Origin of the sequence: Amycolatopsis pittospori, from assembly GCF_013870525.1 — a bacterium.
GTDB classification, from domain to species: domain Bacteria; phylum Actinomycetota; class Actinomycetes; order Mycobacteriales; family Pseudonocardiaceae; genus Amycolatopsis; species Amycolatopsis pittospori.
Genome location: NZ_JACBXD010000139.1, coordinates 1 through 13,585, shown reverse-complemented (window position 1 = coordinate 13,585; position 13,585 = coordinate 1). Strand labels below are relative to the sequence as shown.

General features: G+C 68.8%; 12 protein-coding genes and 1 pseudogene. 8 read left to right on the top strand and 5 right to left on the bottom strand.

Annotation, left to right across the window (positions count from 1 at the left end):
- The first annotated feature begins 266 nt into the window (after positions 1-266).
- Genes H5J31_RS37935 through H5J31_RS37920 form a run of 4 tightly spaced genes read left to right on the top strand, consistent with a single transcriptional unit; the run spans position 267 to position 3,814 of the window.
- Positions 267-836, top strand: a complete 570-nt coding sequence (locus tag H5J31_RS37935) for a TetR/AcrR family transcriptional regulator (protein WP_181777487.1) — start codon at positions 267-269, stop codon at positions 834-836.
- 9 nt (positions 837-845) lie between these two features.
- Positions 846-2,078, top strand: a complete 1,233-nt coding sequence (locus tag H5J31_RS37930) for a sensor histidine kinase (RefSeq protein WP_181777486.1) — start codon at positions 846-848, stop codon at positions 2,076-2,078.
- The gene (locus H5J31_RS37925; RefSeq protein WP_181777485.1) at positions 2,075-2,728 is read left to right on the top strand and encodes a response regulator; all 654 of its coding nucleotides are present in this window, start codon (positions 2,075-2,077) and stop codon (positions 2,726-2,728) included. The genes H5J31_RS37930 and H5J31_RS37925 overlap by 4 nt, the downstream gene beginning before the upstream one ends.
- Positions 2,729-2,779: 51 nt before the next feature.
- Positions 2,780-3,814 carry a serine hydrolase gene (locus H5J31_RS37920; RefSeq protein ID WP_181777484.1) on the top strand — a complete coding sequence of 345 codons (1,035 nt, stop codon included), beginning with the start codon at positions 2,780-2,782 and terminating at the stop codon, positions 3,812-3,814.
- Positions 3,815-3,951: 137 nt separating this feature from the next.
- Here the strand turns inward: H5J31_RS37920 and cysC are convergent, their stop codons facing one another.
- Together cysC and cysD are read right to left on the bottom strand one after the other, a co-directional pair.
- Positions 3,952-5,784, bottom strand: a complete 1,833-nt coding sequence (gene cysC / locus H5J31_RS37915; protein WP_181777483.1) for an adenylyl-sulfate kinase — start codon at positions 5,782-5,784, stop codon at positions 3,952-3,954.
- On the bottom strand, positions 5,784-6,692 hold the full coding sequence (cysD, locus tag H5J31_RS37910; RefSeq protein WP_181777482.1) for a sulfate adenylyltransferase subunit CysD: 909 nt from the start codon (positions 6,690-6,692) through the stop codon (positions 5,784-5,786). Before cysD ends, cysC begins: the two co-directional genes overlap by 1 nt.
- A 78-nt stretch (positions 6,693-6,770) precedes the next feature.
- Here cysD and H5J31_RS37905 point away from each other — a divergent pair, with 78 nt between their 5' ends.
- Positions 6,771-7,256: a nuclear transport factor 2 family protein gene (locus H5J31_RS37905; RefSeq protein WP_181777481.1), complete on the top strand. Its 486-nt coding sequence runs from the start codon at positions 6,771-6,773 to the stop codon at positions 7,254-7,256.
- A 75-nt stretch (positions 7,257-7,331) separates the two neighbouring features.
- Here H5J31_RS37905 and H5J31_RS37900 read toward each other — a convergent pair whose 3' ends face one another.
- Positions 7,332-8,204: a helix-turn-helix domain-containing protein gene (locus H5J31_RS37900; RefSeq protein WP_328701719.1), complete on the bottom strand. Its 873-nt coding sequence runs from the start codon at positions 8,202-8,204 to the stop codon at positions 7,332-7,334.
- A gap of 93 nt (positions 8,205-8,297) precedes the next feature.
- Between H5J31_RS37900 and H5J31_RS37895 the strand changes: the two genes are divergently transcribed.
- Genes H5J31_RS37895 through H5J31_RS37885 form a run of 3 tightly spaced genes read left to right on the top strand, consistent with a single transcriptional unit; the run spans position 8,298 to position 11,417 of the window.
- Entirely contained in the window at positions 8,298-9,467 is a 1,170-nt protein-coding gene (locus tag H5J31_RS37895) for a hypothetical protein (protein ID WP_181777479.1), read from the top strand.
- Positions 9,464-10,246, top strand: a complete 783-nt coding sequence (locus H5J31_RS37890; protein WP_181777478.1) for an SDR family oxidoreductase — start codon at positions 9,464-9,466, stop codon at positions 10,244-10,246. The genes H5J31_RS37895 and H5J31_RS37890 overlap by 4 nt, the downstream gene beginning before the upstream one ends.
- Positions 10,247-10,256: 10 nt before the next feature.
- A complete protein-coding gene (locus tag H5J31_RS37885; protein WP_181777477.1) occupies positions 10,257-11,417 on the top strand; it encodes a sulfotransferase family protein in 1,161 nt (386 codons plus the stop codon).
- A gap of 78 nt (positions 11,418-11,495) precedes the next feature.
- Here the strand turns inward: H5J31_RS37885 and H5J31_RS37880 are convergent, their stop codons facing one another.
- Positions 11,496-13,181: a GGDEF domain-containing protein gene (locus tag H5J31_RS37880; RefSeq protein WP_181777476.1), complete on the bottom strand. Its 1,686-nt coding sequence runs from the start codon at positions 13,179-13,181 to the stop codon at positions 11,496-11,498.
- 72 nt (positions 13,182-13,253) lie between these two features.
- A pseudogene (locus tag H5J31_RS39670) lies at positions 13,254-13,585 on the bottom strand (lycopene cyclase family protein); the annotation flags it as partial.

The following is a 13,585-nucleotide window of genomic DNA, read 5'->3' as shown; positions in this document are numbered from 1 at the left end:
GTAGGCGACGTAGCTGCCCGCGGCGATGGCGCCGAGCGCGCCGCCGTCGAGGTCGAACTCGGTCCGGAGTGTCGGTGCGAAGAGGCCGTACGCGTACCTCGCGAGCCCGTAGGACACCGCGATCAGCGACAACCCCGCAGCGGTGAGCGTCACCTCTCGTTTGTGCGAAGACACTATCGATCATCCTCCAGATGTATACCGGTCGGTATACCCAGGGAGTGTTCCCGCATTTCGCGCTCAGGTCAACCGATCGGTATAGTCGAGGCATGCTGACCCCAGCCGGCGAACGTGTCCTGAGCGCGGCGAGCACGCTGTTCTACCGGGACGGCCTGAACGCGGTGGGCGTCGCGGCCATTGCCGAGGCCGCCGGCGTCACGAAGAAGACGCTGTACGCGTGCTTCGGGTCGAAGACCGAGCTCACGGTCGCGTATCTGCGAAGCCGTCACGACGTCTGGTGGGCGTATCTCGAAGAACGCCTGGCCGAGGCCGGCGTGCCTCGGGCGCTGACGGTCTTCGACGCCTACATCGACCATCCGGGACTCGGGAGTGACCGGGGTTGCGCGTTCCTCAACGCCGCCGCCGAACTGCCCGCAGGGCATCCCGGTCTCGACGTGATCCGGCGGCACAAGGCCGCGGTGCGGGCGAAGTTCGCCGAACTCATCCGCGAGGACGCGCCGCACGCCGCCGAACCGGAGCGGCTCGCGGAGCAGATCTTCCTGCTGCTGGAGGGCGCCGTGGCGCATACCGGTATCGACGGGGACTCCCATCGGGTCACGCTCGCGAGGGAGATCGCGGAGATACTGCTGAGGGATCCGCGCGGCGCCGGCACACGCTAGAAAGAGCGCATGCGACTTTTCGGCCCGCTCGTGGACCGGGCGACCTACCGCCGGTGGGTGTACTTCATCCTCGGCGGCGCCCTCAGCGTGCCGTATCTGCTCTTCGCCGCCATCGTGGTGCCTTCGCTGCTGCCGCTCGTCGTGACAGTGGGGCGCGGGGTCGTCATCGCGCTGATCACCGTCGTCCTGGTGATGGTCGGGTCGTCGTTCCTCCCCGCCGTCCGCGTGCTGGAGGGCGCGGCCGTGCGGGAACTGCTGGACGACCCGGTGCCCGGAGTGACCTTCGGGCCCGCGGGGAACTGGCCCGTCCGGCTCCGGTCGAGCGCGATGTTCCTGCTGCACGTGGGATCCGGATGCGTCGTCAGCCTGGTGAGCCTGTTCGTCCCGGTCGCCTTCGGCTTCGCGATCGCGGCGCCGTTCAGCGGCCGGATCGCACTGTCCACTGAGGACCCGATTCTGGTGCCGAAGGGCTGGGTGAGCGCGTGGATCCCGGCGGCGTTCCTGCTCGGGCTCGTCGCGCTGGCGTACGGCGTCTGGATCGCCGGCGCGGTGCTGACCCGCGTCGCCAAGAGCCTCCTGGGGATCTCGGCCGCCGAGCGGATCGCGCAGCTGGAGAAGCGCACGGAACAGCTCGCCGAACGCAACCGGCTGGCGCGGGAACTGCACGACTCGGTCGGGCACGCGCTGAGCGTGGTGACGATCCAGGCCGGGGCCGCGCGCCGGACTCTGCGGTCCGATCCGGACTTCACCGAACAGGCGCTGACCGCGATCGAGGAGTCCGCGCGCGCCGCCCTCGACGACCTCGACCACGTCTTGGGCCTGCTGCGGGACGAGGCTTCGGGCCGGACGCCGCAAGCCGGGCTGGGAGAGCTGTCCTCCCTGATCGAGGCGACCCGCCTGGCGGGTGCGGAAGTGGCGGCCGAGGTGCGGGGCGAGCCGTCGTCGGTCCCGCCGGTCGTCTCCCGCGAGGCGTACCGGATCCTGCAGGAATGCCTGACCAACGCGCTACGGCACGCCGGTAAGGTGCCGGTGACGGTGCTCGTCGACGCCGGGGCGGAGCTGTTGCGGCTGCGGGTGTCCAACCCGCTCGGCGCGGCTACGGCGCCGTCGCGCGACGGTGGCGGCCGGGGGCTGCGGGGGATGGCGGAACGCGTGGACGTGCTCGGTGGCACGATCACCGCGGGCCGTGCGGACGGACGGTGGGAAGTCGAGGTGGCGGTGCCATGGGGGAAACGGCGATGAGCGTCGGTGTACTGCTGGTCGACGACGAACAGCTGATCCGGGCCGGATTGCGGGCGATCGTGGCCTCCGAGCCGGATCTGGAGGTCGTGGGCGAGGCGGCCGACGGCGCCGAAGTCCCCGGCCTGGTCTCGCGGTTCAAACCCGACGTCGTGCTGATGGACGTCCGCATGCCTTCGATCGACGGCATCCGCGCGACCGAGCATCTGATGTCCACTATGGACAATCCGCCGAAGGTGATCGTGGTGACCACCTTCGAGAACGACGACTACGTCTACGACGCCCTGCTCGCCGGCGCGAGCGGATTCCTGCTGAAGCGGGCCCGTCCGGAAGAGATCGTCGCGGCGATCCGGACCGTGGCGGCGGGGGAGTCCCTGCTGTTCCCGGCCGCGATCCGCCGGCTGGCGTCGCAGCAGGCCAAACGCGGCCCGCAGGACGGCCTCGCCGAAGCCGGGCTCACCGAACGGGAACGCGAGGTGCTGCGGTTGATGGCGGGCGGTCTGTCCAATGTGGAGATCGCGGGCGAGCTGTACCTCGGCGTGCAGACGGTCAAGACGCATGTCGGGAACGTCCTTTCGAAACTCGGCGCGAGGGACCGGACACAAGCGGTGATCAAGGCCTATGACACCGGGTTCGTCACCCCGGCGGGCTGAACGCGGTAGGTTGAATTCCACAAACACTCGCTCGAAGTGGGGAGTTCCTGGGTGGATACCAACGTCAACCGCCGTCGCCTGCTGGGGCTGGGCACGGTCGCGGCCGCGGGTGCGGTGCTCGGTACGGCGCAGGTCGCCGGCGCTCAAGAGGCCGATGCCGACACCGCCGCCGCCGACGCGTCTTCCGCCGCTCGCCGGATCTCCCAGGTCTACGCCCGGGAGACCGCGAATGCGGGTGGCACCTGGTCGTCCTACGTCAGCGTCGCGGACTCCGCCGGAGCCCTGGTGCCCGCCGTCTCCGAACGCGCCGACGCGGTCGTCGAGGCCTACAGCGTCAACAAGATCGCGGTCGCCACGGCGGTGCTCGACAAGATCGACCGTGGACTGCTCACTTTGGACCAGCGGGTCGACGTCACCGCCGACATCGTCATCAAGGACACCGACGGCATCTTCGGGCTTGACGGCGCGTACCCGAGTTCGGTGACCCTCGGGCACGCGATGGCCGCGCTGCTGACGCTGTCCGACAACACCGCGGTCCGCCTGTGCGGGCTCGTCTGCCCCGCCGCGGAGCTCAACCAGATCCTGCGGGACAAGGGATTCGTGCACACCCAGGTCGTCCCGGTGGCGAACCCGAACCGCTTCTTCCTCGGCACGACCACCCCGGCCGAGACGCACACCCTGCTGCAGAAGCTGGTCGGCGGCACGCTGCTTTCGGCGAAGTCGACCGAGTACCTGCTGAACATCCTGCGTTCGCTGAGCGCGTTCACCGACGGCGTGCGGCTCGATCTGACCTCGGCCGAGCGGCTGCGGGTCGCCACCAAGGCGGGCTGGTTCAACGACGGCCGCAACGAGGCCGGCGTCATGTTCAGCGCCGACGGCAAGCCGGTCCTGACCTATTCGCTGTTCGCCTCGGGCGAGTTCGACGGCGACCCGGCGGTGAACAAGGACGACTACGCGGCGACGCATCCGGCGCTGAAGGCGCGGGCGAAGCTCGGGAAGTCGATGTTCCGCACGGTCGAAAGGCTGACCTCGACCACCGCCCGCACCTACGCCGCCGCGCCGTACCGGGCTTCCAACGGCGGCTGACGTCGAGGGGCAAGGCAAAGGTGTTCGGTCGCGGGGTCTGCCGCTGAGACACGTTGTGAAAGCCACTTTCGCAACACTGAAGGTTGCGAAAGTGGCTTTCACAACCTTGCCGTGAGGCCGGGGCGTCAAGCGGCGGTTCACGACTCCAGGGCGGCGAGGATCAGCGCGGCCATCGCGGCCGGATCCCCGTTTTCCGGGCGCAGCACCAGATCCGGGGTCTCCGGGCGTTCGTAGGGCGCGTCGACACCGGTGAACCCGCTGATCTCGCCCGCCCTGGCCTTCGCGTACATCCCCTTGGGGTCGCGGTCTTCGCAGACCTCGAGCGGGGTGTCGACGAAGACTTCGAGGAACGGCAGGCCGGCCGCTTCGTGCGCGGCGCGGGCGAGTTCGCGATCGGCCTGGTACGGGCTGATCAGCGAGACCACCGACACGACACCGGCGTCGGCGAACAGTTTCGCGACCTCCGCGACGCGGCGCACGTTCTCGGCGCGATCCGCCGGGCCGAACCCGAGATTCCCGTTCAGCCCGTGTCGGAGGTTGTCGCCGTCGAGCAGGTACGCGGGCCTGCCGGACGCGACCAGTCTGCGCTCCAGCTCGACGGCCACGCTCGACTTCCCCGAGGCGGAAAGCCCGGTGAGCCAGACGGTGAGGCCACGCGTCGCGCGTTCCGTCCTGGTGACCGCGGCGGTATGCCAGACGACGTTCGACGTCGTGACGCTGGGACCGGTGATCATACCCGCCGCCACGGTGGCGCCGGAATGCTCGTCGACGAGGAGGAAGCCGCCGGTGGAGCGGTTGCGGCGGTAGGCGTCGAACAGCAGCGGTTGCCGTGAGCGCAGCCTGATCCGACCGATCTCGTTGAGGGACAACGACTTCGCGGTCTCGTCGCGGTGGAGGGTGGTGACGTCGAGCCGGTAGTCGAGGTCGCGGATCTCGGCCTTGGTCTCGCGGGTGGTGTGCCGCACGACGTAGCTCGCACCGGGGGAGAGCGTGCCTTGTTCGGAAAACCAGCAGACCATCGCGTCCACATCCCGGCCGGTGTGCGGGCGGTTGCCCGGGCGGCAGATGAGGTCGCCGCGGCTGAGATCGAGTTCGTCGTCGAGTTCGATCGTGACGGCCTGCGAGGCGAAGGCCTCGGTGACCGCGGTGCCGCCCGGACCCCAGATCGCCCGGACCGTCGTGGTGAAACCCGAGGGCAGCACGGTGACCTCGTCGCCGGGTTTGAACACCCCGCCCGCGACGGTGCCCGCGTAACCCCGGAAGTCGCGGCTGTGCTCGCGGATCACGTACTGCACCGGGAATCGCGCGTCGATGAGGTTGCGATCCGAGGCCACGTGCACCTGTTCGAGATGGTGCAGCAGCGAAGTCCCTTCGTACCAAGGCATGCTGGTACCGCGATGCACGACGTTGTCCCCGTGCAGCGCCGACATCGGCACGAACGTCAGGTCGTGCACCTGGAGTTTCATGGCGAAGCGGCGGAAGTCCTCACGGATCTCCTCGAAGCGTTCCTGGGACCAGTCGACGAGGTCCATTTTGTTGACGCACAACACCAGATGCGGGATTCCCAGCAGGCTGGCCAGGAAGGCGTGCCGGCGCGATTGTTCGAGTACGCCCTTGCGTGCGTCGATCAAGACAAGCGCGAGGTCCGCCGTGGACGCTCCGGTCACCATGTTCCGGGTGTACTGCACGTGTCCCGGGGTGTCGGCGATGATGAACTTGCGTTGGGGCGTCGCGAAATACCGATGGGCGACGTCGATGGTGATGCCCTGTTCCCGTTCGGCGCGCAGGCCGTCGGTCAGCAGCGCGAGGTTCGGATAAGCCTCGCCGCGGTCGCGGCTGGTGCGTTCGATGGCTTCGAGCTGGTCGGTGAAGACCGTTTTGGAATCGAACAGCAAACGGCCGATCAGGGTCGATTTCCCGTCGTCGACGCTGCCCGCGGTCGCGATGCGGACCAGCTGTGAGGCCCCCATCAGAAGTAGCCTTCCTTCTTCCGGTCTTCCATGCCCGCCTCCGAGATCCGGTCGTCGGCACGGGTGGCGCCGCGTTCGGTGAGCCGGCTGACGGCCACCTCGGCGACCACCTCGGCGGGTGACGTCGCCGCCGACTCGACGCAGCCGGTGCAGGTCGCGTCGCCGACCGTGCGAAAGCGAACCGTTGCCTCGTAAGGGGTTTCGCCTTCGCCCAGGGTGAGGAAACGGGTGTCCGCGAGCAGCATCCCGTCCCGCTGGACCACTCGGCGGCGGTGCGAATAGTAGAGCGACGGCAGGTCGACGTCCTCGGCCTCGATGTACTGCCAGATGTCGAGTTCTGTCCAGTTCGACAGCGGGAAGACACGGATGTGCTCGCCCTTGCGGTGCCTGCCGTTGTAGAGGTCCCAGAGTTCCGGCCGCTGATTGCGGGGATCCCACTGGCCGAACTCGTCGCGGAAGCTGAACACTCGCTCCTTCGCGCGGGCCTTCTCTTCGTCGCGTCGCGCGCCGCCGAAGACCGCGTCGAAAGAGTGCTCGCGGATCGCCCGAAGCAGGGCAGCGGTCTGGAGCCGGTTCCGGCCGGCCTTCGGATCCTCGACGACCCTGCCCGCGTCGATGTCGTCCTGGACGCTGGAGACGACGAGCCGGAGTCCGTAGGTGTCGACCGTGCGGTCACGGAACTCGATGACCTCGTCGAAATTGTGCCCGGTGTCGACGTGCATCACCGGGAACGGCGGTGGCGCGGGCCAGAACGCCTTGGCCGCCACGTGGAGCATCACCATCGAGTCCTTGCCGCCGGAGAACAGCAGGACGGGCCGCTCGAAGGTCGCCGCGACCTCGCGGAAAATGTGCACGGCTTCGGCTTCGAGTGCTTCGAGATGGGTGAGCTCGTAGGCCGGGGACGCCATCGTGACCTCCGTGGTTCGAGATCGAAAAAGTAGAACAAGTTCTTGTGCTTGGTCAAGAGGAGGAGGACGCTGTCCGTCATGGACCTGGTCGCACTCGAAGAGATCCGACGCCTGAAAGCCCGCTACCTCCGGTGCCTCGACCTCAAGCTGTGGGACGAGATGGCCGAGACCCTGACCGTCGACGCGCACGCGCGCTACGGCACGCCGTCCTACGGAGAACCCCTGACCTTCGAAGGCCGCGAGGCGATCGTCGGCTTCTTTCGGAAGGCCGTCGGGCCGGGGATCACGACGGTGCACTTCGCCGGTCAGCAGGAGATCGACATCGACGGGGACACCGCGAAGGGCTCCTGGCTGATGCGGGACAAGGTGATCGTGCCCGAACACAAGGTGGTGATCGAGGGGGCGGCGTTCTACGAGGACACCTACCGGCGCGTGGACGGCGTCTGGCAGACCGCGTCGACCCGGTACGACCGGCTGTACGAAACGATGATGTCGACCGACGACCTGCCGAGCTTCAAGCTCACCGCGAACCTGTGGTCCTCCACCCGCCTTCCAGGCATTTAGTCCTCTGAATGCGGTCCATGCACGCGCAACTACCGCATTCAGAGGACTAAACGCGGCAGGACTAACGCGGCAGGACTAAACGCGGCGGCCGCCGGACTCGGTGGTGACGGCGTCGGCGGTGGCGGCCAGTGCGGCGCCCCGCCGCGCGATCTCGGCGCCGGTGATCGGCTCGCCGACCGACAGGGTGAGCACCAGTTCCTGCCGTCCGGTGGCGTCGAACGTCGGCGCGGCGAGCAGGCTCACCGCGTGTTTGTGGCGCGGTTCGAGGTCCGCGCCGAGGTAGACGCGCTCGCCGAGGCTCGAGACGAGTTCTCCGACCAGGCCCCGGACTTCCGGCGGTAGCTCCTCCGCGCCGACTCCGGCCATCAGCGAGTAGAGCCGGCGTCCCGCCGAGGTCAGGCTTTCCACGAGATAGCCGTGTTCGCGGCATTCGGCGACGACGCGGCGCAGGTGGGTTTCGTCCAGTCGCACCGGCACGGCCGGGGGTTTGGCGAGCCAGGCGTCGAACGCGGCGTCGGAGTCCCACAGCACGTACATGAGCCCGACCGGCGGCGCGAACGGGTACGTCTCGCCGAGTTTGACCCGGCCCGGTCCGGCGCTCTGCAGCATCAGGATCCGGTCACCGACCACGGCCGACGCGGTGCACGTGGCGCCGTACCGCCTGCTCAGGTCTTCCAGGTGCCGTCGCGCGACCTCGCTCGCGCCGAATCCCTCACCCGCGACCCGGCCCGCGGCGATCATCGCCGGTCCGAGCCGGTAGGTGACCGGCCTGGGATCCCGGACCAGATAGCCGCCCGCGGTCAGCTCGGTCACGATGCCCAGGCAGGTCGGCTTGGCCAGATCCAGTGCGCGCGCGAGTTCCGAAAGGCCGAAGCGCTGTCCGGGACGCGTGGCGAAGAAGTCGAGCAGCCGCACGACCCGTTCGGTCGGCGGAGAGCGCCGAGTCACGGTCATTGACCCATCCTTAGAACGCGTTCTAGTCTGATCCCGCGAAGAACGTACCAAGCCGGTACGTATTTGTACCAGCATGAGGAGTCGCCGGTGCTCACTCGACCGTTCGCCGACGCGATCGCCGAAGCCGAGAAGGTCATCGCCGAGGCGCCGCACATCAGGACCGAGCAGGATCTGGTCGAGGGGTACGACTACCTCGCGGGCAGTATCCGCGCGTCCTTGCAGATGGCCTGGGCCTACGAACGGGATTACCCGTATTTCACCCAGTCCACCGGCCCGTACACGAAAATGGGCCTGGACAACCCGGACACGCTGTACTTCAACGCGAACATCCGCGAGGACCGCGAGTACGTCGTCACGGGGACGCGGGGCAGCACGGCCGACGTCAGTTTCCAGATCCTCAACGGCGACTACTCGCCGGTCGAGGTGCCGGACAGCCTCGCCGCCTTCGACGACCGGGAGATCGAGATCGCCGGCGACGGCTCGTTCGAACTCCGCTTCGGCCCGGCGAAACCCGACCCCGGACCCCATTACTTCGTCCTGGGCCCCGGCTCGTCGATGCTCGTGGTCCGCGAGGTGTACAGCGACTGGGCCACCGAACGCCGCGGCACGATCCAGATCCAGTGCGCGGACACGGCGGGCGGCTCACCCGCGCCGCTCACCCGCGACCTGCTGGCCAAGCGCTACGGCGTCACCGGGAAGATCCTGCTGAGCAGGCTCCGCACCTTCCTCGCCTTCCCGAAGTGGTTCTACCTGAACCTTCCGGTGAACACGATGACCGAACCACGCCCCACTCCGGGCGGCCTGACCACGCAGTACTCGTCGGCCGGGCACTACGAACTCGGCGACGAAGAGGTCATGATCGTCACCGTGCCCCGCTCGGACGCGCCGTACCAGGGCATCCAGCTCGGCAGCATCTGGTACCTCTCGCTGGACTACATCAACCACCAGACCAGCCTCACCGCCGACCAGGCGCGGGTCGACCCGGACGGAAAGATCCGCTTCGTGATCAGCGAACGCGACCCGGGCCTCGCCAACTGGCTCGAACGCACCGGGCACGACCGCGGCTACGTCCAGATCCGCTGGCAACGGCTTTCCCGCGCGCTGGACGAGGCCGACGGTCCCGAGGTCGAGGTGTGCAAATTCGGCGAACTCGCCGACAGGCTGCCGTTCCACGACGAGGCACGCGTGACCCCGGAGGAGTGGGCGAGCCGGATCGCGGACCGTCAGACGGCCGTCGCGGCGAGGATGCTGGGATGACGGATCTCTTGCAGGACAAGGTGGTCGTGGTCTCCGGGGTCGGCCCGGGGCTCGGCCGGTCCATCGCCGTGCGCTGCGCCGCGGCGGGCGCCGACGTCGTCCTCGCCGCCCGCACGGAATCCCGGCTCGCGGAGGTCGCCAAGGAGGTCGACGCGCTCGGCCGCCGCGCGGTCACCGTGCCCACCGATATCACCGACGACGTCTCGGCCGCGAACCTCACCGAAGCCGCCTTGAAGGCGTTCGGCCGGGTGGATGCCCTGGTGAACAACGCTTTCGCGATCCCGCCGATCATGGACCTCGCCGACGTCGATCTGGACGCCGTCCGGGCGGGCTTCGAGACCAACGTGCTCGCCGCGCTCCGGCTCACGCGGCTCTTCACGGCCTCGCTGGCGGAGAGCGGCGGCTCGGTGGTGATGATCAATTCGGCCGTGCTGCGGCATTCCCGGCGGACGTTCGGCGCGTACAAGATGGCGAAGTCGAGTCTGCTGGCGCTCGCGCAGAGCCTCGCCTCGGAACTCGGCCCGCGCGGGATCCGGGTCAATTCCGTGGCGCCCGGCTACATCTGGGCGGACTCGCTGAAGTGGTACTTCGCTTACCTGGCCAAGGAACGCGGTGTGACGCCGGAACAGGTGTACGCGGAGACGGCGGAGACGATCGACCTGCGCCGCCTCCCGGAACCGGACGAGATCGCCGACACCGTCGTTTTCCTGGCCTCGTCGCTGGCCCGGTGCGTCACCGGGCAATGCCTCGACGTCAACGCCGGCGAATACCACCACTGAAGGGGAGAAGATGCTTCCAGGGCGGGAAAACGTCGGCACCGTCGAGGATCTGCACGCTTCCGCGGCGAAACTCACCGGACTGGACGACTTCGGCGGGGAAGACCATCTCGAAGGCCTCCGCGTCCTGCTGGATTCGTATGCCGCCGAGGCGGGTCTGACGCCGTACGGCAACAAGATCCATCGCGCGTTCCTGCGCGGCGCCTTGGTGGCGAGGTCACTGAGCGAGGCGTCGTGGAAGCAGAATCCCGGCCACGCCGAGGTCCCCGTCGAGCGGCCGATCTTCGTCACCGGTCTGCCCCGAACCGGGACGACGGCGCTGCACCGGCTGCTCACCGAGGATCCGGCGCACCAGGGCCTGGAGGTCTGGCTGACGGAGGTGCCGCAACCGCGTCCGCCGCGAGAGACCTGGGCGGAGAACCCGGTGTTCCAGGGGATCCAGGCGGGTTACGAGAAGCACCACGTCGAACATCCCGAGTTCATGGGCCTGCACCATATGTCGGCCGATCAGGTCGAGGAATGCTGGCAACTGCTGCGGCAGTCGCTGAAATCGGTGTCCTACGAATGCCTCGCGCAGGTGCCGTCGTACTCGCGCTGGCTGGACGGGCAGGACTGGACCGACGCCTACCGCAGGCATCGCCGCAACCTGCAGTTGATCGGCCTGCCTGACGCCGGACGCCGCTGGGTGCTCAAGAACCCGAGCCATCTGTTCGCGCTCGACGCGCTGCTGGAGGTCTACCCGGACGCGCTGATCGTGCAGACCCATCGCGCGCCGAGCACGATCATCGCGTCGGTGTGCAGCCTGAACGAACAGGCCTCGGACGGCTGGTCCGACGTCTTCCACGGGGAGGTCATCGGCCGTGGTCAGCTGGATTTGTGGGCGCGGGGCGCGGAAAAGTCGCTGGAAGCGCGAACGCGGCACGATCCGGCGCAGTTCTGCGATGTCCGGTACGAGGATTTCGTGGCCGACCCGATCGGGACCGTCGAGGGTGTCTACCGGCATTTCGGCCTGCCGTTGAGTGGCGAAGCGCGTGACGCGATGACCACTCTGCACGCCAAAAGCCGTTCCGGGGAAAGGAAACCCGTGCACCGGTACGACCTGGCGGACTTCGGGCTCACCGCCGGCGAGGTCGACGAGCGCTTCTCCGCCTACCGCGCCGCCCACGACCTCTGAACCCACCGCATTTAGTCCTCTGAATGCGGTACTTGCGCGTGCAACTACCGCATTAAGAGGACTAAATGCGGGAGGGGGTCAGAAGCCGGCGGCGGCGCGTTGCGCGGGGAGGCCGCGTGTCGTGATCCCGCGCAGGACCTCGACGCGGTCGGAGCCCGGCCGCCCGAGTACCCAGCTCGACCCGGGCACCTCCTTGGCGCGTTTCTTCAAGGGCGCCAACAGCCGGGAAGCGTCCTTGTAGGACCGGATCGCGCCGTTCCCGCAGACCAGGGTCGCGAGGGAAACCGTCACCGGCAGCTCGTCGGCCGACCACGGCGTGTCCAGCAGGGCGGCGGCGACCGTGCCGATCTCGTCGACGTCGCAGGCGATCAGGAAGTCGTCCCCGCCGACGTGGCTGACCCGCATCCGGCGCAGCCGTGACTCCAGATCGGTGAGCGTCCGGCCGAGGGTGCGGATCAGATCGTCGCCCGCGGCGAAGCCGGCGGTGTCGTTGACCGTCTTGAACGAGTCGACGTCCAGCCAGGCCGCGACGAACGGCTCCCGCGCGTTGATCCGGCGGTCGACGTCCCTCGCGACGGCGTCGCTGCCGGGAAGCCGGGTCAGCGGGCTCAGCGAGACGGCCTCCTCGACCTTCGCCTCGGCCACGCCCCGGACGACCTCGTTCACCAGCACCACGCCGAGACAACGGCCGCGATCGTCGACCACCACGACGTCGTCGCCGGTCCGGCTCCAGTCCGCGTCGGTGACCAGTTCGAGGAATTCGAGCGCGCTCGCGTCGGCGTGGATGGTGTGCGGCCGGTCGGCGAGCCGCGACGCGGGCCGTTTGGCGTGCAGGGCGTGGCCGTACAACCCGGTCACCGCGACCAGGAACCGCGTCCGGTCGATCGACCACTGTGGACGGTGCCGGTCGTCGATGCCGACGATGCCGCTCGGCCCGTCGGTGGCGGCCAGCACCTCGCGGACGTCGTCGCAGGTGGCGCTTTCGGGCAGGGTGGTCGCGGGCCGGAGGAAGTCGCCGACGCGGCGGGCACGCGCGGTACCGGGGATGAACGGGCCGGGCGCGTCCGGGGCGGGCAGCGGGGCGTGGTCGCCGTCCGGCGGCGCGAGCAGGTTGCCCTGCGCGATCCGGACCCCGAGCCGCCGCGCCGACTCCAGCTGCTCGGTGGTTTCGAGACCGGTGGCGACGAGCCGGTTGTCGGTACGGGAGGCGAAGTGCAGCAACGCCTCGACCACCGCGACGGCGGCCGGGTCGTGCGGCAGGCCCCGCAGCACACTGCGGTCCAGTTTCACCAGGTCGATCGGCGCGGAGGCGAGCAGCGTGAGCGGGAGGTCGCCACGGCCGAGGCCGTCGAGCGCGAGCCGGAAGCCCAGGTCGGCGAGCCGTCGCATGCCGCCGAGCAACTGGTCGGCGGGGACCTGGGAGAACGGCGGCCCGATCTCCAGCACGACGTCCCTGGTCCGGCGGCCGGCCAGACCGAGGGCCTCGGTCAGCGGTTCGAACCGGGACACGGGTGCGGCCAGCGTCCGCGCGGACAGGTTCAGGTGCAGGGGGAGTGTGGTGTGCGGCTCGGCCTGCCGGCGGACCGCTTCGGCGGCGAGGCCGATGTCGACCTCGGCCAGCCTGCCGCTGCGCCGGGCGTCGGCGAGCAGTTCGTGGGCGGTGCCGCGCTCCGGCCGCGCCAGGGCTTCGAACGCGACGACGCCACCGGTGTGCAGGCTGTACAACGGCTGGTAAGCGAAGCGGACAGCGATCTGCAACGTCACGATCGAATGTTCGCCGGTGACGGTGGGAAACGAAACACGTGTCAACTGATGTTCATCGGGAAGGCACCAGGGTTACCTAGAACGGCGTAGTCCATGCCACCCGATCAGGTGTTTTCTTACTTGCCAGGGCGCCATTCGGAAAAGTGCCGACATCGCTTCGGCGGTACCCGAAATATCCTCGTGACCGGACGTGAAAGCCCGCTGGAGCGCGCTGGGCAGTGTGAAGAACAGTTCGAAGAACTCCGGGACGAGTTCGGGCGGCATCCCGCACAACGCGCGCAACCCGTGCCGTCGCAGGCCGTGCACAGTACGGGCCGAAGACGGCCACAGTGCCCGGTGAGCGGCCGACGCCGCTTCGGCGGGCCCTCGGTCCCAGGCCTGGGCGACGGCGTCGGCGACCGGAT

Coding starts and splice junctions, on each gene's coding strand:
- H5J31_RS37905 (WP_181777481.1), top strand. CDS start 6,771: ATGGACCTGGTCGCACTCGAAGAGATCCGACGCCTGAAAGCCCGCTAC.
- H5J31_RS37890 (WP_181777478.1), top strand. CDS start 9,464: ATGACGGATCTCTTGCAGGACAAGGTGGTCGTGGTCTCCGGGGTCGGC.
- H5J31_RS37925 (WP_181777485.1), top strand. CDS start 2,075: ATGAGCGTCGGTGTACTGCTGGTCGACGACGAACAGCTGATCCGGGCC.
- H5J31_RS37885 (WP_181777477.1), top strand. CDS start 10,257: ATGCTTCCAGGGCGGGAAAACGTCGGCACCGTCGAGGATCTGCACGCT.
- H5J31_RS37935 (WP_181777487.1), top strand. CDS start 267: ATGCTGACCCCAGCCGGCGAACGTGTCCTGAGCGCGGCGAGCACGCTG.
- cysC (WP_181777483.1), bottom strand. CDS start 5,784: ATGGGGGCCTCACAGCTGGTCCGCATCGCGACCGCGGGCAGCGTCGAC.
- H5J31_RS37930 (WP_181777486.1), top strand. CDS start 846: ATGCGACTTTTCGGCCCGCTCGTGGACCGGGCGACCTACCGCCGGTGG.
- cysD (WP_181777482.1), bottom strand. CDS start 6,692: ATGGCGTCCCCGGCCTACGAGCTCACCCATCTCGAAGCACTCGAAGCC.